Consider the following 20,270-nt stretch of genomic DNA (forward strand, 5'->3'; position numbering starts at 1 on the left):
AACAGGTTTAACTCCGACAGGAGCCAATCCGTGAAAGACTTATTGAAGTTTCTGAAAGCGCAAACTAAGACCGAAGAGTTTGATGCGATCAAGATTGCTCTGGCATCGCCAGACATGATCCGTTCGTGGTCGTTCGGTGAAGTTAAGAAGCCGGAAACCATTAACTACCGTACGTTCAAACCAGAACGTGACGGCCTTTTCTGCGCCCGTATCTTTGGGCCGGTAAAAGACTACGAGTGCCTGTGCGGCAAGTACAAGCGCTTGAAGCACCGTGGCGTGATCTGCGAGAAGTGCGGCGTTGAAGTGACCCAGACCAAAGTGCGTCGTGAGCGCATGGGCCACATCGAACTGGCTTCCCCGACTGCGCACATCTGGTTCCTGAAATCGCTGCCATCGCGCATCGGTTTGCTGCTGGATATGCCGCTGCGTGATATCGAACGCGTACTGTACTTCGAATCCTATGTGGTGATTGAAGGTGGTATGACCAACCTCGAACGCCGTCAGATCCTGACTGAAGAGCAGTATCTGGATGCGTTGGAAGAGTTTGGTGACGAGTTCGATGCCAAGATGGGTGCAGAAGCCATCCAGGCCCTGTTGAAAAACATGGATCTGGAAGCCGAGTGCGAACTGCTGCGTGAAGAGCTGAACGAAACCAACTCCGAAACCAAGCGCAAGAAACTGACCAAGCGTATCAAGCTGCTGGAAGCGTTCGTCCAGTCTGGCAACAAGCCAGAGTGGATGATCCTGACCGTGCTGCCAGTACTGCCGCCGGATCTGCGTCCATTGGTTCCGCTGGATGGCGGCCGTTTCGCGACCTCGGATCTGAACGATCTGTATCGCCGCGTCATCAACCGTAACAACCGTTTGAAACGCCTGCTGGATCTGGCTGCGCCTGACATCATCGTGCGCAACGAAAAGCGTATGCTGCAAGAAGCGGTAGACGCCCTGCTGGATAACGGCCGTCGCGGTCGTGCGATCACCGGTTCCAACAAGCGTCCTCTGAAATCTTTGGCCGACATGATCAAAGGTAAGCAGGGTCGCTTCCGTCAGAACCTGTTGGGTAAGCGCGTCGACTACTCTGGTCGTTCCGTTATCACCGTCGGTCCATACCTGCGTCTGCACCAGTGTGGCCTGCCGAAGAAAATGGCGCTGGAGCTGTTCAAACCGTTCATCTACGGCAAGCTGGAACTGCGTGGCCTGGCCACCACCATCAAAGCCGCCAAGAAAATGGTTGAACGCGAAGAAGCCGTCGTTTGGGATATCCTGGACGAAGTCATCCGCGAACACCCGGTACTGCTGAACCGTGCACCAACGCTGCACCGTTTGGGTATCCAGGCATTCGAGCCGGTACTGATCGAAGGCAAGGCCATCCAGCTGCACCCGCTGGTTTGTGCGGCATACAACGCCGACTTCGATGGTGACCAGATGGCTGTTCACGTACCGCTGACGCTGGAAGCCCAGTTGGAAGCGCGTGCGTTGATGATGTCGACCAACAACATCCTGTCTCCAGCGAACGGTGAGCCAATCATCGTTCCTTCTCAGGACGTTGTATTGGGTCTGTACTACATGACTCGCGACTGTGTTAACGCCAAGGGCGAAGGCATGGTGCTGAGCGGCCCGAAAGAAGCCGAGCGTATTTACCGCGCTGGCCTGGCCTCTCTGCATGCGCGCGTTAAAGTGCGTATCACCGAAGAGATCAAAAACACCGAAGGCGAATCTGTACACCAGACTTCGATCATCGACACCACCATTGGTCGCGCCATCCTGTGGATGATCGTACCAAAAGGTCTGCCGTATTCGATCGTTAACCAGCCTTTGGGCAAGAAAGCGATCTCCAAGATGCTGAACACCTGTTACCGCATCATGGGGTTGAAGCCGACCGTTATCTTTGCTGACCAGATCATGTACACCGGCTTTGCCTACGCTGCCCGTTCCGGCGCATCCGTTGGTATCGATGACATGGTTATCCCGGCGAAAAAAGCCGAGATCATCGAAGAAGCGGAAACCGAAGTGGCCGAAATCCAGGAGCAGTTCCAGTCTGGTCTGGTAACCGCGGGCGAACGCTACAACAAGGTGATCGATATCTGGGCTGCGGCTAACGAACGCGTTGCCAAGGCGATGATGGAAAACCTGTCGGTAGAAGACGTGGTTAACCGTGACGGCGAAGTGGAACAGCAGGTTTCCTTCAACAGCATCTTTATGATGGCCGACTCCGGTGCACGTGGTTCCGCCGCTCAGATTCGTCAGTTGGCCGGTATGCGTGGCCTGATGGCGAAACCGGACGGCTCGATCATTGAAACGCCAATTACCGCGAACTTCCGTGAAGGTCTGAACGTACTCCAGTACTTCATCTCCACGCACGGTGCGCGTAAAGGCCTGGCGGATACCGCACTGAAAACGGCAAACTCCGGTTATCTGACTCGTCGTCTGGTAGACGTCGCGCAGGATCTGGTGGTCACCGAAGACGACTGTGGTACCCACAACGGCATCCTGATGACGCCGGTTATCGAAGGTGGCGACGTTAAAGAGCCGCTGCGTGAGCGCGTTCTGGGGCGTGTAACGGCAGAAGATGTTCTCAAGCCGGGTACGGCAGACATTCTGGTGCCGCGTAACACCCTGCTGAACGAGAAGACCTGTGACCTGTTGGAAGAGAACTCTGTCGACAGCGTTAAGGTTCGTTCCGTGGTGAGCTGTGAAACCGACTTCGGCGTGTGCGCCAACTGCTATGGTCGTGACCTGGCTCGTGGCCACATCATCAACAAGGGTGAAGCCATCGGCGTTATCGCGGCACAGTCCATCGGTGAGCCGGGTACCCAGCTGACGATGCGTACGTTCCACATCGGTGGTGCGGCATCTCGTGCGGCTGCCGAATCCAGCATTCAGGTGAAAAACAAGGGTAGCATCAAGCTGAGCAACGCCAAGTTCGTTATGAACGCGGCCGGCAAGCTGGTGATCACCTCGCGTAACACCGAACTGAAGCTGATCGACGAATTCGGTCGTACCAAGGAAAGCTACAAGGTGCCTTACGGTGCCGTGATGGGCAAAGGTGACGGTGCAGAAGTTAACGGCGGCGAAACCGTTGCTAACTGGGATCCGCACACCATGCCGGTTATCAGTGAAGTGAGCGGTTTCATTCGCTTCGCCGATATGGTTGACGGCCAGACCATTACTCGCCAGACCGACGAACTGACCGGTTTGTCTTCCCTGGTGGTACTGGATAGCGCAGAGCGTACCGGTAGCGGTAAAGACCTGCGTCCAGCGCTGAAGATTGTTGACGCCAAAGGCGACGACGTACTGATCCCAGGCACCGATATGGCTGCTCAGTACTTCCTGCCAGGCAAGGCAATTGTACAGCTGGAAGACGGCATTCAGATCGGTGCAGGTGATACCCTGGCGCGTATTCCACAGGAATCCGGCGGTACCAAGGATATTACCGGTGGTCTGCCACGCGTTGCCGATCTGTTCGAAGCGCGTCGTCCGAAAGAGCCGGCAATCCTGGCTGAAATCAGCGGGATTATCTCGTTCGGTAAAGAGACCAAAGGCAAGCGTCGCCTGGTGATCACGCCGCTGGATGGCAGCGATGCCTACGAAGAGATGATTCCGAAATGGCGTCAGCTCAACGTGTTCGAAGGCGAACGTGTAGAACGCGGCGACGTGGTATCCGATGGTCCAGAGTCACCGCACGACATTCTGCGTCTGCGTGGTGTGCATGCGGTTACCCGCTACATTACCAACGAAGTGCAGGAAGTTTACCGTCTGCAAGGCGTTAAGATTAACGATAAGCACATTGAAGTTATCGTTCGTCAGATGTTGCGTAAAGGCACCATCGTCAACGCTGGTGGCACCGAGTTCCTCGAAGGCGAACAGGCTGAAGTGTCTCGCGTCAAGATTGCCAACCGTCAGCTTGCTGCCGAAGGCAAAATCGAAGCGACCTTTACGCGTGACCTGCTGGGTATCACCAAGGCTTCCTTGGCGACCGAGTCGTTCATCTCTGCCGCATCGTTCCAGGAAACGACGCGCGTTCTCACCGAAGCGGCCGTGGCCGGCAAACGTGATGAATTGCGTGGCCTGAAAGAAAACGTCATCGTTGGCCGCCTGATCCCGGCGGGTACCGGTTACGCTTATCATCAGGATCGTATGCGCCGTCGTGCTCTGGGTGAAACTCCGGTTGCACCGCAGGTTAGCGCAGAAGAAGCGTCGGCCAACCTGGCTGAACTGCTGAATGCCGGTAACCTGGGCGGTAACGACGACGAATAAGTCATCGCTATCCCTGACTGCACATTAAGCAGTAAATGACAAAAGCCCTGGCTATCCTAGCCGGGGCTTTTTGTTGTACAGTGCCGTAAAGTTAAAATAACGGGATAGGCATGGACACCTCAACTACGGTCAGCGCCGCTGCTCCAGCGGATTGCGATATACCCACACAAAGCCAGTCAATTGGCTACTCACCGGCACGGGCTCGGCGCGCGGCCTGGGGCAGCTTCGTTGGCGCGGTAGTCGACTGGTACGATTTTTTACTGTACGGAATAGTTGCCGCTCTGGTTTTCAACACCGAATTCTTTCCTCAGATAAGCCCGACGATGGGCACGCTGGCAGCGTTTGGCACCTTCGGCGTCGGTTTCCTGTTTCGTCCATTAGGTGGCATGGTATTTGGCCATTTCGGTGACAAACTAGGCCGTAAACGCATGCTGATGATTACCGTCTGGATGATGGGGATTTCCACGGCATTGATCGGTCTGCTGCCGTCGTTTGACGCGATCGGCTGGTGGGCGCCGGTACTACTGGTGACGCTGCGTGCGATACAAGGCTTTGCCGTTGGCGGCGAATGGGGTGGTGCAGCCTTGCTGGCGGTAGAAAGTGCACCAAAGAAGAAACAGGCTCTGTATAGCAGCGGCGTACAGATCGGCTTTGGTGTCGGGCTGCTATTGGCAACCGGCTCGGTGTCCCTGGTAAGCCAGTTTACGTCGGACGAGGCGTTTATCAGCTGGGGTTGGCGTCTGCCGTTTATCTTCAGCCTGGTGCTGGTCGCTATCGCCTGGTGGATCCGTAACGGCATGGATGAGTCGCAGGAGTTCGAGGCCAATAAAACCTTGCACGACAGGGCGGAAAAAATTCGCCACTTCCCAATTTTCGAAGCCTTGCGCCAGAATCCCAAAGCCTTTTTGCTGATCATCGCCCTGCGCTTTGGCGAGTTGTTGACGATGTATATCGTGACGGCCTTTGCCATGAACTACTCCACCACTCACCTTGGCCTTTCACGCGATATATTTCTCAATATCGGCCTGTTGGTGGGGGCGGTGAGCTGCGTATCGATCCCGTGTTTTGCCTATCTGGCCGATCGCTTTGGCCGACGCCGGATATACGTTACCGGGGCGTTAATCGGGGTCGTCAGCGCGATACCGTTTTTTATGGCGTTAGAGAGTCGTAATACCCTGCTGATCGTTTTCTTCGCCATCATGCTCGGCAATATGGCGCATGACATGCTCGTCAGCGTGCAGCAGCCAATGTTCACCGAACTGTTCGGTACCGCCTACCGTTACAGCGGCGCAGGGGTTGGCTATCAGGTCGCCAGCGTGGTCGGGGGCGGTTTTACACCATTTATCGCCGTATTGCTGGTGCAGTTTATGGACGGTTCCTGGCACCTGGTGGCGGCCTATCTGGCAATGGGCTGTCTGCTTTCGGCCATTATCGGGATGAGAATGAAGCCGCAGGTGGCAGAATAAAGGCTCTCGCCCCAGCGATGCGAGCCTGCTGATTAGCGGTAAGCGGAAGACAGGTTCCGGTCGCGCGTTCTGCCTGATATGGGCGGGGTACCCCGGTTGGCTTCGGGAATGATAACCAACGGCGTCACTATAACGCCGCTGGTTTTTCATGCCAGCTCGGTTTTAACATGTTGCGCGGCGTTTCCAGCACTTTCCTGGTCACGCCGAAAACATTGCAGCTTATTGCGTGACGCGTCCCAGAAAACTATCCCAATCCTTCCATACCGGTTGCAAACCAGCATCGCCGATCGCCTGCGCCACTTGCTGGGGCGTACGCCCGTCATGCGGTTCAAACTGTTCCAGCTCTGGTGCGACGTCATCGGCATAACCCCCAGGCTGGGTTTTTGAGCCAGCGCTGACGCTATTAATCGCCAGCGGGATCACATGATCGCGGAAGTGAGGCGATTCCCGCGTCGACAGCGACAGTTCAACGTCAGGGGCAAACAGCCGGAATGCGCATATCAATTGCACCAGTTGCGCCTCGCTCATCAGCGATGCCGGTTCGATGCCGCCAGCACAGGGCCGCAGTCGCGGGAACGAGATCGAATAACGGCTCTGCCAGTACGTCTGTTGCAGGTAAAACAGGTGTTCTGCCAGCATGTAACAATCGGTCCGCCAACTGTTGGACAGGCCGATGAGCGCGCCGAGGCCGATCTTGTCGATCCCGGCACGGCCAAGCCGATCCGGCGTTGCCAGCCGCCAATGGAAATCCTGTTTCTGCCCACGCAGATGGTGCTGCAAATAGGTCGCCGGGTGGTAGGTTTCCTGATAAACCAGCACGCCGTCCAGGCCCAGCGTTTTCAGTTCGGCATAATCCTCCTGCGACATTGGCTGCACCTCCATCATCAGCGAGCTGAAACGAGAGCGAATGTATGGCAGGTGACGACGAAAATATGCCATGCCGACCCGAGTTTGATGCTCGCCGGTGACCAGCAGCAGGTGTTCGAACCCCAGCGCCTTGATTGCCGTGCATTCCCGCTCGATTTCAGCGGCATCCAGAGTTTTGCGCTTGATGCGGTTACTCATCGAAAAGCCGCAGTAGGTACAATCATTGGCGCACAGGTTGGACAAATATAGCGGTACGTAAAAACTCACCACGTTGCCGAAGCGTTGACGAGTCAGCAACTGGGCGCGCTGTGCCAGCGGTTCCAGATAACCGGCTGCGGCCGGTGAAATCAGCGCCATAAAATCGTCACGCGTCAGTTTTTCGGCATTGAGCGCGCGTTCGACGTCATGCGCGGTTTTGCTATTGATGCGCAGGGTGATATCGTCCCAATCCAGCCGTTGCCAGCGTTGACTGAAATCCTGGGTCATGGGTGCGCCTCCTCGCTCTGGCTGAGAAACGCCGTCAGCGGGCTTGACGCTACCGCACTGCGCCGGCGACTGCCCAAACCGGCCTGGCGCGCCAGTTCGCCGGCTTCCAGCGCCAAACGGAATGCGTGCGCCATTTGCAGCGGATCGCGTGCCACGGCGATGGCTGTATTGACCAACACCGCGTCCGCCCCGAGCTCAATGGCTTCCAGCGCGTGGCTCGGTGCGCCAATGCCGGCGTCCACCACCACCGGCACATTGGCTTGTTCAATGATGATCTCCAGAAAATCGCGGGTACGCAGCCCTCGGTTGGATCCGATCGGTGCCCCCAGCGGCATCACCGCAGCGCAGCCGGCTTCTTCCAACCGCTTGCACAATACCGGATCGGCGCCGCAGTAGGGCAGGACGACAAACCCTTCCTTGACCAGCATTTCCGCCGCCTTCAGCGTTTCGATCGGATCTGGCAGCAAGTATTTTACATCCGGATGAATTTCGAGTTTTACCCAGTGTGTTCCCAGCGCCTCACGTGCCAGACGAGCGGCAAATACCGCTTCTGCCGCGGTTTTTGCGCCAGAGGTATTGGGCAACAGACGCACGCCAAGCCGTTGCAGCGGCGCCAGAATGGCATCGTTACCGCCGTGCAGATCAACGCGCTTCATAGCCATGGTCACCAACTGCGAACCGGAAGCCTGTAGCGCGTCGAGCATCAATGCCGGGGTGGCGAATTTGCCGGTGCCGGTAAATAAACGCGAAGTAAAGTGGGTATCGGCGATTTGCAGCATGTCAGCCTCCGGCAATCGCTTGAAAAAGCAGAATGTCATCACCGTCTTGCACCCAATGGCTGTCCCATTCGGCACGCGGGATAATGGTTTGATTAATCGCCAGCGCGGTACCCGGCTGGTGGCGGTCGAGCCGTTCCAGCAACGCGCTGATGCTGAGGGGCTGCGCAAGTTCCAGCGGACTGTCATTGAGCAGAATCTTCATGGTTGCGCTCCGCATATCGGGCAGCTATGCGCCTTGCTGAGTTGCAACGTACTCCAACTGTGCTGCTTGCCGTCGAACAGCCGCAGTTTGCCGCTGAGCGCGGAAGGCATGCCCGCCAGCATCTTGATTGCTTCCAGTGCCTGTAAGGTACCGATTACGCCAACTACCGGGCCAAGCACGCCGGCGGTACGGCAGTTGCGCTGTGGTTCGGCATGTTCGGGGTACAGGCAGGCATAGCATCCCTGGCTGTAGGGCGGTTCGATAACCAGTAACTGGCCGCTGAAACCGACCGCGCTGCCGCTGATTAACGGCTTGCCGGCGGCAACGCAGGCCTGATTCACCGCATGACGCGTTGTCATGTTGTCGCTGCAATCCAGCACCAGGTCGGCGCGGCGCACTGCGGCAGTCAGTTCTTCGCCGTGCAGGCGCTGTTCCAACGCGATCGATTCTACCAGCGGGTTCAACGCTTGCAGGTGGCGCTGCGCCAAACGCGCTTTACCTTGCGGCACATCGGCGCTGCGATAGAGAATTTGCCGCTGCAGGTTGGTCAGGTGCAGTTTGTCGTCGTCGGCCAGCAACAGCGTACCGACGCCGGCGGCAGCGAGATACAATGCGGCGGGCGAACCCAGCCCGCCCAGGCCGACGATCAGCACGCTGGCGCGCTTGATGCTTTCCTGGCCTTGTGGGCCAATGTCTTCCAGCAACAGCTGCCGGCTGTAACGTAAGAACTCCCGAACGTTAAGAGACGGAGAATTAAGCATGGCGTCACTCCTTGCCTTCGATCAGCCGCAATAATTCGCCGGTGGCAGCACGCCAGTCCGCAGCCTGGGTGATGGCGCTGACCACGGCGATGCTGCCTACGCCGCACGCCAATACCGCCGGCACGCGATCGATGCCAATCCCGCCGATAGCCACCGTCGGGTAATCAGCCAGCCCGGCGACGTGGCGCTTCAGTTCGGCCAGCCCCTGGGGGGCGGAGGGCATATCTTTGGTCTGGGTCGGGAAAATGTGCCCAAGCGCGATATAGGACGGTTTGACTGCCTTGGCGCGCGCCAGCTCGACATCATCATGGGTTGAAACCCCCAGGCGCAGCCCGGCCTGATGAATCGCCGCCAAATCGGTGTCGTCCAGATCTTCCTGCCCCAGATGCACGCCATAAGCCCGGTGTTTGATTGCCAGACGCCAGTAATCGTTAATGAACACCCGTGCCTGATATTGCTTGCCAAGATCGATGGCGGCGGCGATATCAGCCTCAACCTGATCTTCAGGTAAGTTTTTGATTCTAAGCTGAATGGTGGTGACGCCTGCCGCCAGCAGTCGTTCGATCCACACTACGCTGTCGACCACCGGGTATAACCCGAGGCGATGCGGCGTTGCCGGAAAGGGCGTGATAAACTCAGCCATTGTTGTCCTCCTGCAATGCGCTTGCGCTGTGGTACAACTCACTGCCGCGGGAGCGGAATTCGGCGGACATTTTCTCCATGCCGGAGAGCACCTCAATCGGTTTGCCGGCTTGCTGGCCGGCGGCTTTATCTTGCGCGGCGGCGTAGTCGCGTACTTCTTGCGAAATTTTCATCGAGCAGAATTTCGGCCCGCACATCGAGCAGAAATGGGCGATTTTGCCGGATTCCTGCGGCAGGGTTTCGTCGTGGTAGGCACGGGCAGTAGCCGGATCCAACGCCAGATTGAACTGATCTTCCCAACGGAATTCAAAGCGTGCCTTCGACATGGCGTTATCGCGGATCTGCGCGCCCGGATGGCCTTTGGCCAGATCGGCGGCGTGTGCGGCAATCTTGTAGGTGATCAGCCCCTGTTTAACGTCTTCCTTGTTGGGCAGACCCAGGTGCTCTTTCGGCGTGACGTAACACAGCATGGCGCAACCAAACCAGCCAATCATCGCCGCGCCGATGCCGGAGGTGAAGTGGTCATAACCCGGCGCGATATCGGTGGTCAATGGCCCCAGGGTATAAAACGGCGCTTCGTGACAGTGCTCCAGCTCTTCGGTCATATTGCGGCGGATCATCTGCATTGGCACGTGTCCCGGGCCTTCAATCATTACCTGCACATCGTATTCCCAGGCAATTTTGGTCAACTCACCCAGGGTATGCAGTTCGGCAAACTGGGCTTCGTCGTTGGCATCCTGAATTGACCCTGGGCGCAAACCGTCGCCCAGCGACAGGGAAACGTCGTAGGCTGCGCAGATTTCGCAGATTTCACGGAAGTGCTGGTACAGGAAGTTTTCCTGATGGTGGGACAGGCACCATTTGGCCATGATCGAGCCGCCGCGAGACACGATGCCGGTCAGGCGTTTGGCGGTCATCGGCACGTAGCGCAGTAATACTCCGGCGTGAATGGTGAAGTAATCTACCCCCTGTTCGGCCTGCTCCAGCAGGGTGTCGCGGAACATTTCCCAGGTCAGGTTTTCCGCGACGCCATTGACTTTTTCCAGCGCCTGGTAAATCGGTACCGTGCCGATTGGCACCGGGCTGTTGCGCAGGATCCATTCGCGGGTTTCGTGAATGTAGCGGCCGGTGGACAGATCCATCACGGTGTCGGCCCCCCAGCGGGTTGACCACACCAGTTTTTCCACTTCTTCTTCAATGGAGGAGGTCACCGCCGAGTTGCCAATATTGGCATTCACCTTGACCAGGAAATTGCGGCCAATGATCATTGGCTCGGATTCCGGGTGGTTGATGTTGGCCGGAATGATGGCGCGGCCGGCGGCCACTTCTTGCCGTACGAACTCTGGCGTAATGTTTTCCGGCAGGTTGGCGCCCCAGCTTTGGCCCGGGTGCTGCTGGCGCAAAACGGCACCACGGATGCGCTCGCGGCCCATGTTTTCACGGATGGCGATAAACTCCATTTCCGGCGTGATGATACCGGCGCGCGCATAGTGCAACTGGGTGACACACTTGCCCGGCAGGGCCTTGCGGGGTTGCGGCAGATGTTCAAAGCGCAGGTGATCCAACCCTTCATCCGCCAGGCGTTGCTGGGTGAAACCGGAACTGACGCCGTTCAACGTTTCAGTATCGTGACGTTCGTCAATCCAGCCGGCGCGCAGTTTGTGCAAACCACGGTGTACGTCCAGTTGCGCCTGCGGATCGCCGTAGGGACCGGCGGTGTCATACACCGGGATGGCTTCATTCTGTTCATACTGCGGCTGTTGTTTGCTGCCGCCGATCGGCGTTGGACTAAGCTGGATCTCGCGCATTGGCACCTGCAGATCCGGCCGTGAGCCTTGGAGGTAAATGCGGCGAGAATTGGGGAAGGCGACGCCTTGCAGATTGTCGATAAACTGCTGCGCTTCTTCACGTTGTTCTTTACGAGGACGGTTTTTGTTCACATTAGACATAGCAAATTCCTACAAGTCGGGTGAGTTGGGAAAATTGCTTGTCTGGAGCTCGGAGGGAGTAACGATGTTAGCCGATCGGCAGGCGATTGCTGAAGATTGGCGGCCTGCCGGCGGTGATAGATTACTCTTGTTCCCTTCGCGGGTATTAACCCGATCAGGTTCCGCGGATCCCGAATTAACGGTCTCAGCCTGGCCGACTTTTAAAAAAAGCGCGACGCTAGGCACTCCGACAAGAGCCCCCAGTATAGAAGGGCGTTTAAAAACTACAAGCCTCACGCGCATATTTCAGAATGGAGCGCGTGAGGCCAGCGGTTATTGCGCTGCCGCGCCAGGGCAGCAAGAAAGATCAGGCAGGATGAGGCAGCGTTTTGTTACTGGCCGGGTCGGGGTCGTCCTGCTGCCAGGTCTCCGTCGCCAGCAGGATCAGACGATCTTCCAGCGCAAAGCGGGCGGCCAGCGCCTCACCGATGTCCGACAATGCCTGATGAAACTCCAGGCACAGATCCTGGTCGATCTCGGTATCGGAATAGCGATCGTGAAACGCCATCACCTGTTCGGTGTTGATCCATAATTTGGGATAGATCTGGGTGGCCAGCGCCATTTTTGGGCTACCTGCGCCTTCCACTTGTTTGATAATTCTGTCATAGATATGAAAATGCCCTGCGGAGAGATAGTCCACCAGATTATGGCAAAAGTTCTCCAGCGCTTTTTCATTCAGCGGCGTATGCTTTTCTTTGTTCGGTTTGATCCCTACGAGGGTGCAGTAGGCGACGAGTAACTGCTTGCGCGCCTCAAGCCATTGATCAACTAATTCATTACTACCACCAACGCGCTGAGTCAGGCTTTCCAAATGGTTGAGCATTTTTGACTCCGTAAGTAAGAAAAAGTAACGGTAAGTTATGAAAATGTAACAACACCGATTTCTAGAGTGCCAGTGAAGCTGAGGTTGTGCAACAACGATATGGAACTTGCATTAACGGGTAACGAATATGGCTGGTGGATAGTCAGCCATGAAAGCAAACTTTGGTTACCAAACGGTGAATTGCCGTTTGGGACTGCCGACGCGCTCGGGTTGCGCGGTCATTCGGGGCGTCAGATAGGCGAGTGGGAGGGCGCACCGGTGTGGTTGGTGCGCCAGCCGATGCCGCAGGAGATGGGATCGGTGCGGCAACTGCTCGATCTCGATCGCGGCTTGTTCCAGCTCGCCGGGCGCGGCGTTCAACTGGCCGATTTTTACCGCTCTCATCAGTTCTGCGGTTACTGTGGTCACCAGATGCACCTGAGCCGTACCGAAAGCGCCTGCCTGTGCGATAACTGCCGCGAACGCTACTACCCGCAAATCGCACCCTGCGTGATTGTCGCCATCCGCCGTGATGACGAAATCCTGCTGGCACAACATGTTCGCCACCGTGGCGGCATTCATACCGTGTTGGCCGGTTTTGTTGAAGTGGGCGAAACGCTGGAGCAGGCGGCAGCGCGCGAAGTGATGGAAGAAAGTAACATTCGCATCAAGAATCTGCGTTACGTCACCTCGCAGCCGTGGCCATTCCCCCATTCCCTGATGATGGCATTTATGGCCGATTATGACAGCGGCGAACTGCGTCACGATCCCAAGGAGCTGCTGCACGCCGGTTGGTATCGCTACGATCGGTTGCCGCTGTTGCCGCCGCCAGGCACCGTGGCGCGGCGTTTGATCGAGGACACCGTGGCCCTGTGCCGCGCGTAATGATTCGCTCGCTCAATGACGCCTGTGGCACCTCAATGCTGTTGCTCTATGGTATTGCCGCATCGCCGCGGCATGGATCGGCCGTCGTGATGCATCTTCAATTATTTTGGGTATACAATAGCGGCAGATGAATAAGGGAGCCCGATAAATGAATGAGTTAAAAAACGATCGATACCTGCGCGCGCTACTGCGTCAGCCGGTGGACGTCACCCCCGTATGGATGATGCGCCAGGCCGGTCGTTATTTACCGGAGTACAAGGCAACACGCGCTCAGGCCGGTGATTTTATGTCGCTGTGCAAAAATGCCGAGCTGGCGTGCGAGGTGACGTTACAGCCGCTGCGCCGTTATCCGCTGGACGCGGCGATCCTGTTCTCCGACATTCTGACCATCCCTGATGCCATGGGCCTCGGGCTCTACTTTGAAACCGGCGAAGGTCCGCGTTTCTCGTCGCCGATAACCTGCCGCGCCGAGGTAGAAAAACTGCCGTTGTTCGATCCGGAAGACGAACTGGGTTATGTGATGAACGCGGTACGCACCATTCGCCGTGAACTGAAGGGGCAGGTCCCGCTGATTGGTTTTTCCGGCAGCCCGTGGACGCTGGCGACCTATATGGTCGAAGGCGGCAGCAGCAAGGCGTTTACCAAGCTGAAGAAAATGATGTATGCCGAGCCACAGACGCTGCATCTGCTGTTGGACAAGCTGGCGGACAGCGTCATTATGTATCTCAACGCCCAAATCAGCGCCGGTGCGCAGTCGGTGATGGTGTTCGATACCTGGGGCGGTGTGCTGACCGGTCGCGATTATGCCGAGTTTTCACTCCATTACATGCATAAGATCGTCGATGGTCTGATCCGTGAGCATGACGGCCGGCAGGTGCCGGTGACGCTGTTTACCAAAGGCGGCGGTCAGTGGCTTGAAGCCATGGCTGCCACCGGTTGTGATGCGCTGGGCCTTGACTGGACCTGCGATATTGCCGATGCGCGCCGCCGGGTTGGCGATAAAGTTGCGCTGCAAGGCAACATGGATCCTTCTATGCTTTATGCTGCGCCGCAACGCATCGAACAGGAAGTGGAAACCATTCTGGCTGGTTTTGGTCATGGCGAGGGCCATGTATTTAACCTGGGGCACGGTATACATCAGGACGTGCCGCCGGAGAACGCCGGCGTGTTTGTTGAAGCAGTGCATACGCTGTCGGCCAAATATCACCGTTAACCTGATTCAAGGGGAGGGGACAGTGATTGATACGCAGGCTTTGCGCGCCGAGCAACTGCAGCGCGCCTCTGACGTTATCCGCATGGATGATTTTATTGTCGACTCGCCGGCCTTTATCGCTGGCTGTGATGTCGGTTTCGAGCAGGATGGCGCGGTAACGCGCGCCGCTATTGCCATCCTGCGTTACCCTTCACTGGAGTTGGTGGAATATCAAATTGCCCGTGTTGCCACCACCATGCCCTACATCCCCGGCTTTCTCTCGTTTCGCGAATACCCGGCATTACTGGCTGCCTGGCAACAGTTGCAGCAAAAACCCGATCTGATTTTTGTCGACGGGCATGGCATTTCGCATCCGCGTCGGTTAGGGGTCGCCAGCCACTTCGGCCTGCTGGTGGACATACCGACCATTGGCGTGGCGAAAAAACGCCTGTGCGGCACGTTTGAGCCGCTGGGGGATGCAGTTGGCGCTCAGGAGCCGCTGCTCGACAAGGGTGAACAGCTTGGTTGGGTATGGCGCAGCAAGGCGCGTTGCAACCCGTTGTTTATCGCCACCGGCCATCGCGTCAGTGCCGATAGCGCGCTGGCCTGGGTTAAACGTTGCATGGCGGGCTACCGTTTGCCGGAGCCGACGCGCTGGGCCGACGCTATCGCCTCGCGGCGCCCGGCCTTCCAGCGCTGGCTGGCCGCGCATCCAGAGATGTCGCAATGAGCGATTTCGGGTACACTGCGCCGCAGATAACGCATAAGAGAGTAGACGATGCTACGTAACCCGATTCATTTACGTCTGGAAAAGCTTGAAAGCTGGCAACATTTGACCTTTATGGCTAGTCTGTGCGAGCGTATGTACCCGAATTACCAGATGTTCTGCCTGCAAACCGAGTTTGGCGATCCGGCGGTTTATCGTCGTATTCTGGATTTGGTGTGGGAAACGCTGGTAGTTAAAGACGCCAAGGTCAACTTCGATAGCCAGCTTGAGAAGTTGGAACAGGCGATTCCTTCGGCAGAAGATTACGATCTTTACGGCGTTTACCCGGCGATCGATGCCTGTATTGCATTAGGGGAACTGATTCATTCGCGGCTCAGCGGGGAGACGCTGGAGCATGCCGTCGCCATCAGCGAAACGTCAATTCGCACCGTGGCGATGTTGGAAATGACCCAGGCCGGGAAAGAAATGACCGATGAAGAACTGAAGGTGATGCCGGCAGTCGAGGAGGAATGGGACATCCAATGGGAAATTTTCCGCCTGTTGGCAGCCTGCGAGGAGCGCGATTTAGACCTGATCAAAGGGTTGCGATCCGACCTTCGCGAGGCTGGTGTGAGTAACATCGGGATAAATTTAACGCAATAAGGCAAGAAAACGTGATTTAACGCCTGATTTGTCATGCCTTAAGGCTTCACATCCGCACCCTGTCTGGTCTACATTTGGGGGGCGTAAAAAAAGTGGCTATCGGTGCGTGTATGCAGGAGAGTGCTGTCAATCGGCATATCCGTCGCACTCGATGCTTTGCAAACGATAAACACACTGTAAGGATAACTTATGAACAAGACTCAACTGATTGATGTAATCGCAGACAAGGCTGACCTTTCCAAAGCACAGGCTAAACTGGCTCTGGAATCTACCCTGGCTGCCATTACCGAGTCTCTGAAAGAAGGTGATGCAGTACAATTGGTTGGTTTCGGTACTTTCAAAGTAAACCATCGTGCAGAGCGCACTGGCCGCAACCCACAAACTGGTAAAGAAATCAAAATCGCAGCCGCTAACGTACCTGCGTTCGTTTCTGGCAAAGCACTGAAAGACGCTGTTAAGTAAGACCGCGTGTTGGTGAAAAGATTAAACAGGGGGGCTTTGAAGCCCCTTTTGTTTGCCCGGCGGGCGTTCATCGTCATCGGCATTGCCGCTGGTCTGAGCGCCTGCAGTTGGCATCAGGCCCCCCCCAGCTTTACCGCCAGCGGCTATGTGGCCGATCAAGGGGCGATTCGCCTGTGGCGTAAAGATGACGAGCAGCAGCGCCCGCTGGTGCTGATGACCGTTTATAGCCCTTATCGCGGGATAGGCACCGTAACCACCCACTACGAATACCAGAACGGCGAGCTACGGCAGATCAAACGTGCCGATGCCGACGGCAATAAAGACTCGATCCAACTGCGCTTTGCCGATGACGGCACGGTAAGCTTTATGCAGCGCCAACTGGCCACGCGGCGTGAACAGTTATCCAGCGATGATATTGCGCGCTACAAGTATCAGGCGCGGCGCGTACTGGAGTTAAGTAACGCATTGCGTGCCGGCAGGGTGCAATTGCTGCAGGGACGTTGGCAGCAGGGCACGGTGCAAACCTGTGCAGGAGAACGGATCAACCCGGGGCTGAATCATACCTCGAACGCCTGGATTGAACGGCGTGCGCAAAACAGCAGTGGGCCAGTGAGCATTGCCTGGCTTGAAGCACCGGAAGGGCGTGAGCTGTTGCTGGTGGCTAACGAAGACTTCTGCAACTGGGAACCGAAAGAGAGCACGCTATAGCAAACATTGCCCGGCGTGAGAGAGAAAGGTCAGAAGCAGCAAGGTAGGGCGCAGTGGACTACGCCCTAGCGACAGCCGCCTTACTTGCCGCGTGCGATAGCGCGGTAGCCAATGTCCTTACGGCAGAAACTGCCTGACCACTGAATGCCTTCCGCCAATTGATAGGCACGCTGCTGTGCCTGGGCAACCGTTGCGCCCAATGCGGTTACGCATAATACGCGCCCACCGCTGGTTACCACTGCATCACCTGCCATTTTCGTACCAGCGTGGAACACTTTACCGTCAGTGCAAGCCTGCTGCGGCAAGCCCTGGATTACGTCACCGGTGCGGTAATCAGCAGGATAACCGCCGGCCGCCAGCACCACGCCCAGCGCAGGGCGTTCGTCCCATTCGGAGGTTTTCTGATCCAGCTTGCCCTCGGCGCCCGCCAGACATAGCTCGACCAGATCCGAACGCAGGCGCAGCATGATGGGCTGCGTTTCCGGATCGCCGAAACGACAGTTGAATTCAATCACCTTGGGCTGACCGTCGGCAGAAATCATCAGCCCGGCATACAGAAAGCCGGCATAGGTATTGCCTTCCGCTGCCATGCCTCGAACCGTTGGCCAGATAACCTGCTCCATCACGCGCTGGTGGATTTCGTCGGTTACCACCGGGGCCGGAGAGTAAGCGCCCATGCCGCCAGTATTCGGACCACTGTCGCCGTCACCGACGCGTTTGTGATCCTGACTGGTGGCCATTGGCACCACGTGCTCGCCGTCGACCATAACGATAAAACTTGCTTCTTCACCATCCAGAAACTCTTCCACCACGATACGGTGGCCGGCATTACCGAACGCATTACCAGCCAGCATATCCTGAACTGCGGCTTCGGCTTCCTGCAATGTCATGGCGACAATAACGCCTTTACCCGCAGCCAGGCCGTCGGCCTTGATGACGATCGGCGCGCCTTTGCTACGCACATAGGCTAGCGCCGGTTCGACTTCGGTAAAGTTCTGGTATTCCGCACTGGGAATGCGATGGCGCGCCAGAAAATCCTTGGTAAAGGCCTTGGAGCCTTCCAACTGGGCGGCAGCTTGCGTCGGGCCGAAGATCTTCAGGCCGGCGGCCTGGAATGCGTCCACTACGCCGATCACCAGTGGAGCTTCAGGGCCGACAATGGTCAGCCCGATATCGTTGTTTTGTGCAAAGGCCAGCAGAGCCGGAATATCCGTCGCCGAGATAGCGACGTTTTCCAGGTTTGCTTCCAGCGCGGTGCCGGCGTTGCCCGGCGCAACATACACTTTATCAGCCAGCGGTGACTGAGCGGCTTTCCAGGCCAGGGCGTGTTCCCGCCCGCCGTTGCCAATAATTAGAATATTCATCAGGTGCTCCACGAACGGCGTGCGCACCGGTGCGCACGCAATGAAAGAGAATTAATGGCGGAAATGACGCATGTCGGTGAAGATCATGGCAATGCCGTGTTCATTGGCGGCGGCAATCACTTCATCATCGCGAATTGAACCACCTGGCTGGATGACACAGGTAATGCCAACCGCCGCTGCCGCGTCAATGCCGTCACGGAACGGGAAGAAGGCGTCAGACGCCATGGCGGAGCCTTTCACTTCCAGTCCTTCATCGGCGGCTTTGATGCCGGCGATTTTCGCGGAGTAAACGCGGCTCATTTGGCCTGCGCCGATGCCGATGGTCATATTGTCGCGGGCATAAACGATAGCATTGGATTTGACGAATTTGGCTACCTTCCAGCAGAACAGCGCATCACGCAGTTCCTGTGCGGAAGGTTGACGCTCGGTCACTACGCGCAGATCGTCTTCGCTAACCATGCCCAAATCGCGATCCTGTACCAGCAAACCACCGTTGACGCGTTTGAAATCCAGGCCGGCGACGCGTTGCTGCCACTGGCCACAGGCCAGAACACGCACGTTCTGTTTGCCAGCCAGCAGGCTGCGCGCTTCTTCGCTGATGGCTGGCGCAATAATTACCTCTACAAACTGCCGGCTGATGATCGCCTGCGCCGTGGCAGCATCCAGCTCGCGGTTGAAGGCAATAATGCCGCCGAACGCTGACGTTGGATCGGTTTGATAGGCCCGCTCATAGGCGGACAGCGCGCTCTCGCCGATGGCCACGCCGCACGGGTTGGCGTGCTTGACGATCACGCAGGCCGGTTCGGCAAATTCCTTGACGCATTCCAGTGCGGCATCGGTATCGGCAATGTTGTTGTAGGACAGCGCTTTGCCCTGCAACTGAGTGGCGGTGGCGACCGATGCTTCGTGCAGGTTCTCTTCTATATAGAAGGCGGCCTGCTGGTGGCTGTTTTCGCCGTAACGCATATCCTGCTTTTTCACATAGTTCAGATTCAGCGTACGCGGGAAGCGGCCGGCAGGTTGCTCGGTATCGCCGTGGTAGGCTGGCACCAGGGCGCCAAAGTAATTGGCGATCATGCTGTCATAAGCAGCGGTATGCTCAAAGGCCTTGATCGCCAGGTTAAAGCGGGTGCTGTACAGCAGAGAACCGGCGTTGTTGTCCATCTCGGTAATAATGGCGGCGTAGTCGCTGCTCTTCACCACGATGGCAACGTCTTTGTGATTCTTGGCCGCCGAGCGCACCATGGTCGGGCCACCGATATCGATGTTCTCGACGGCGTCCTCCAGGGAGCAGTCCGGGCGCGCTACCGTTTGAGCAAACGGATACAGATTGACGACCACCATATCGATCGGCTGGATAGTATGTTGAGCCATGACTTCATCGTCCTGGCCGCGACGACCCAGAATGCCGCCGTGGATCTTGGGATGCAGGGTTTTGACTCGTCCGTCCATCATTTCCGGAAAGCCGGTATAGTCGGAAACTTCGGTAACAGGCAGTCCGGCATCGGCCAGCAGGCGAGCGGTGCCGCCTGTGGAGAGCAGTTCAACGCCGCGGCTTACCAACGCGTTGGCGAATTCAACGATACCGGCTTTGTCAGAAACGCTGAGCAGAGCCCGGCGGATTGGACGAGGTTGTTGCATGGTTTTATCCCTTGGCTTTTTGAGTCGCAATAATAAGAGCGTTACATGAATCTCTACCTTTTGCCTCTATATAGAGAACAGCAGGAACAGATTCAGCTAACGCCCCCTTATAAAGGGGACCGTTTCATCGTCGGGAATTGTAGCGAAAACGTTTGCGCGGCGCTCGTAAATTTTCCGCTGAAATGGCTTCTGTGGATAAGTTTGTGCAAAACAGGGTATAAGGCTGGGTTTTGCTGTGGAATGCAGCAAACGATCGATTTTGTTGAAAATACCTGTTGCGGCCTTCTGAGAACTCCCTATAATGCGCCTCCATCGACACGGCGCAAGTGATTCACTTCACAAAGCGGCCGGGACGAAAGAGAAAAAATCCTGAAAAAACGGGTTGACTCTGAAAGAGGA

General features: G+C 56.8%; 17 protein-coding genes and 1 riboswitch. Of the genes, 8 read left to right on the forward strand and 9 right to left on the reverse strand.

Going from position 1 to position 20,270, the window contains the following annotated elements; all coding sequences use genetic code 11:
• Positions 1 to 30 precede the first annotated feature (30 nt).
• Both rpoC and shiA read left to right on the forward strand, forming a co-directional pair.
• A complete protein-coding gene (gene rpoC, locus NYE85_RS06305) occupies positions 31 to 4,257 on the forward strand; it encodes a DNA-directed RNA polymerase subunit beta' (protein WP_259003788.1) in 4,227 nt (1,408 codons plus the stop codon).
• Positions 4,258 to 4,367: 110 nt separating this feature from the next.
• Positions 4,368 to 5,723 carry a shikimate transporter gene (gene shiA / locus NYE85_RS06310; RefSeq protein WP_259003789.1) on the forward strand — a complete coding sequence of 452 codons (1,356 nt, stop codon included), beginning with the start codon at positions 4,368 to 4,370 and terminating at the stop codon, positions 5,721 to 5,723.
• Positions 5,724 to 5,942: 219 nt separating this feature from the next.
• On the opposite strand, the gene thiH is transcribed toward shiA, so the two are convergent.
• From thiH to rsd, 7 genes are all read right to left on the reverse strand, one after another.
• Positions 5,943 to 7,076, reverse strand: a complete 1,134-nt coding sequence (thiH, locus tag NYE85_RS06315) for a 2-iminoacetate synthase ThiH (protein ID WP_259003790.1) — start codon at positions 7,074 to 7,076, stop codon at positions 5,943 to 5,945.
• Positions 7,073 to 7,855: a thiazole synthase gene (locus tag NYE85_RS06320; RefSeq protein ID WP_259003791.1), complete on the reverse strand. Its 783-nt coding sequence runs from the start codon at positions 7,853 to 7,855 to the stop codon at positions 7,073 to 7,075. The genes thiH and NYE85_RS06320 overlap by 4 nt, the downstream gene beginning before the upstream one ends.
• A gap of 1 nt (position 7,856) precedes the next feature.
• On the reverse strand, positions 7,857 to 8,057 hold the full coding sequence (thiS, locus tag NYE85_RS06325; protein WP_259003793.1) for a sulfur carrier protein ThiS: 201 nt from the start codon (positions 8,055 to 8,057) through the stop codon (positions 7,857 to 7,859).
• Positions 8,054 to 8,818 carry a HesA/MoeB/ThiF family protein gene (locus NYE85_RS06330; protein WP_259003795.1) on the reverse strand — a complete coding sequence of 255 codons (765 nt, stop codon included), beginning with the start codon at positions 8,816 to 8,818 and terminating at the stop codon, positions 8,054 to 8,056. The genes thiS and NYE85_RS06330 overlap by 4 nt, the downstream gene beginning before the upstream one ends.
• A 4-nt stretch (positions 8,819 to 8,822) precedes the next feature.
• The gene (gene thiE / locus NYE85_RS06335; protein ID WP_259003796.1) at positions 8,823 to 9,461 is read right to left on the reverse strand and encodes a thiamine phosphate synthase; all 639 of its coding nucleotides are present in this window, start codon (positions 9,459 to 9,461) and stop codon (positions 8,823 to 8,825) included.
• Positions 9,454 to 11,409 carry a phosphomethylpyrimidine synthase ThiC gene (gene thiC / locus NYE85_RS06340; protein ID WP_259003798.1) on the reverse strand — a complete coding sequence of 652 codons (1,956 nt, stop codon included), beginning with the start codon at positions 11,407 to 11,409 and terminating at the stop codon, positions 9,454 to 9,456. The genes thiE and thiC overlap by 8 nt, the downstream gene beginning before the upstream one ends.
• A gap of 114 nt (positions 11,410 to 11,523) precedes the next feature.
• Positions 11,524 to 11,648, reverse strand: a riboswitch (TPP riboswitch).
• A gap of 107 nt (positions 11,649 to 11,755) precedes the next feature.
• Positions 11,756 to 12,271 carry a sigma D regulator gene (gene rsd, locus NYE85_RS06345; RefSeq protein WP_259003800.1) on the reverse strand — a complete coding sequence of 172 codons (516 nt, stop codon included), beginning with the start codon at positions 12,269 to 12,271 and terminating at the stop codon, positions 11,756 to 11,758.
• A 99-nt stretch (positions 12,272 to 12,370) separates the two neighbouring features.
• Between rsd and nudC the strand changes: the two genes are divergently transcribed.
• The 6 genes from nudC (at position 12,371) to NYE85_RS06375 (ending at position 16,866) form a co-directional block, all read left to right on the forward strand.
• Complete coding sequence (nudC, locus tag NYE85_RS06350; RefSeq protein WP_259003802.1) at positions 12,371 to 13,135, forward strand: NAD(+) diphosphatase; 765 nt, start codon at positions 12,371 to 12,373, stop codon at positions 13,133 to 13,135.
• Positions 13,136 to 13,283: 148 nt separating this feature from the next.
• Entirely contained in the window at positions 13,284 to 14,348 is a 1,065-nt protein-coding gene (gene hemE / locus NYE85_RS06355; RefSeq protein WP_259003804.1) for a uroporphyrinogen decarboxylase, read from the forward strand.
• Positions 14,349 to 14,370: 22 nt separating this feature from the next.
• The gene (gene nfi / locus NYE85_RS06360; protein WP_259003805.1) at positions 14,371 to 15,057 is read left to right on the forward strand and encodes a deoxyribonuclease V; all 687 of its coding nucleotides are present in this window, start codon (positions 14,371 to 14,373) and stop codon (positions 15,055 to 15,057) included.
• Between the two features lie 48 nt (positions 15,058 to 15,105).
• Positions 15,106 to 15,696 carry a YjaG family protein gene (locus NYE85_RS06365; RefSeq protein WP_259003806.1) on the forward strand — a complete coding sequence of 197 codons (591 nt, stop codon included), beginning with the start codon at positions 15,106 to 15,108 and terminating at the stop codon, positions 15,694 to 15,696.
• Between the two features lie 189 nt (positions 15,697 to 15,885).
• Entirely contained in the window at positions 15,886 to 16,158 is a 273-nt protein-coding gene (gene hupA / locus NYE85_RS06370) for a nucleoid-associated protein HU-alpha (protein WP_004957785.1), read from the forward strand.
• 36 nt (positions 16,159 to 16,194) lie between these two features.
• Complete coding sequence (locus NYE85_RS06375) at positions 16,195 to 16,866, forward strand: DUF1481 domain-containing protein (protein ID WP_259003809.1); 672 nt, start codon at positions 16,195 to 16,197, stop codon at positions 16,864 to 16,866.
• Positions 16,867 to 16,946: 80 nt separating this feature from the next.
• Here the strand turns inward: NYE85_RS06375 and purD are convergent, their stop codons facing one another.
• The gene (purD, locus tag NYE85_RS06380; protein WP_259003812.1) at positions 16,947 to 18,230 is read right to left on the reverse strand and encodes a phosphoribosylamine--glycine ligase; all 1,284 of its coding nucleotides are present in this window, start codon (positions 18,228 to 18,230) and stop codon (positions 16,947 to 16,949) included.
• A 51-nt stretch (positions 18,231 to 18,281) separates the two neighbouring features.
• Positions 18,282 to 19,871, reverse strand: a complete 1,590-nt coding sequence (gene purH, locus NYE85_RS06385; protein ID WP_259003814.1) for a bifunctional phosphoribosylaminoimidazolecarboxamide formyltransferase/IMP cyclohydrolase — start codon at positions 19,869 to 19,871, stop codon at positions 18,282 to 18,284.
• Positions 19,872 to 20,270: the final 399 nt, after the last annotated feature.

It is taken from the genome of Serratia sp. AKBS12, from assembly GCF_024793895.1.
Lineage (GTDB): Bacteria > Pseudomonadota > Gammaproteobacteria > Enterobacterales > Enterobacteriaceae > Serratia_F.

What these genes read in the sequence shown, in the direction of transcription:
- shiA (WP_259003789.1), top strand. Translation starts at nt 4,368, where the DNA reads ATGGACACCTCAACTACGGTCAGCGCCGCTGCTCCAGCGGATTGCGAT.
- thiH (WP_259003790.1), bottom strand. Translation starts at nt 7,076, where the DNA reads ATGACCCAGGATTTCAGTCAACGCTGGCAACGGCTGGATTGGGACGAT.
- NYE85_RS06320 (WP_259003791.1), bottom strand. Translation starts at nt 7,855, where the DNA reads ATGCTGCAAATCGCCGATACCCACTTTACTTCGCGTTTATTTACCGGC.
- thiS (WP_259003793.1), bottom strand. Translation starts at nt 8,057, where the DNA reads ATGAAGATTCTGCTCAATGACAGTCCGCTGGAACTTGCGCAGCCCCTC.
- NYE85_RS06330 (WP_259003795.1), bottom strand. Translation starts at nt 8,818, where the DNA reads ATGCTTAATTCTCCGTCTCTTAACGTTCGGGAGTTCTTACGTTACAGC.
- thiE (WP_259003796.1), bottom strand. Translation starts at nt 9,461, where the DNA reads ATGGCTGAGTTTATCACGCCCTTTCCGGCAACGCCGCATCGCCTCGGG.
- thiC (WP_259003798.1), bottom strand. Translation starts at nt 11,409, where the DNA reads ATGTCTAATGTGAACAAAAACCGTCCTCGTAAAGAACAACGTGAAGAA.
- rsd (WP_259003800.1), bottom strand. Translation starts at nt 12,271, where the DNA reads ATGCTCAACCATTTGGAAAGCCTGACTCAGCGCGTTGGTGGTAGTAAT.
- nudC (WP_259003802.1), top strand. Translation starts at nt 12,371, where the DNA reads ATGGAACTTGCATTAACGGGTAACGAATATGGCTGGTGGATAGTCAGC.
- hemE (WP_259003804.1), top strand. Translation starts at nt 13,284, where the DNA reads ATGAATGAGTTAAAAAACGATCGATACCTGCGCGCGCTACTGCGTCAG.
- NYE85_RS06365 (WP_259003806.1), top strand. Translation starts at nt 15,106, where the DNA reads ATGCTACGTAACCCGATTCATTTACGTCTGGAAAAGCTTGAAAGCTGG.
- hupA (WP_004957785.1), top strand. Translation starts at nt 15,886, where the DNA reads ATGAACAAGACTCAACTGATTGATGTAATCGCAGACAAGGCTGACCTT.
- purD (WP_259003812.1), bottom strand. Translation starts at nt 18,230, where the DNA reads ATGAATATTCTAATTATTGGCAACGGCGGGCGGGAACACGCCCTGGCC.
- purH (WP_259003814.1), bottom strand. Translation starts at nt 19,871, where the DNA reads ATGCAACAACCTCGTCCAATCCGCCGGGCTCTGCTCAGCGTTTCTGAC.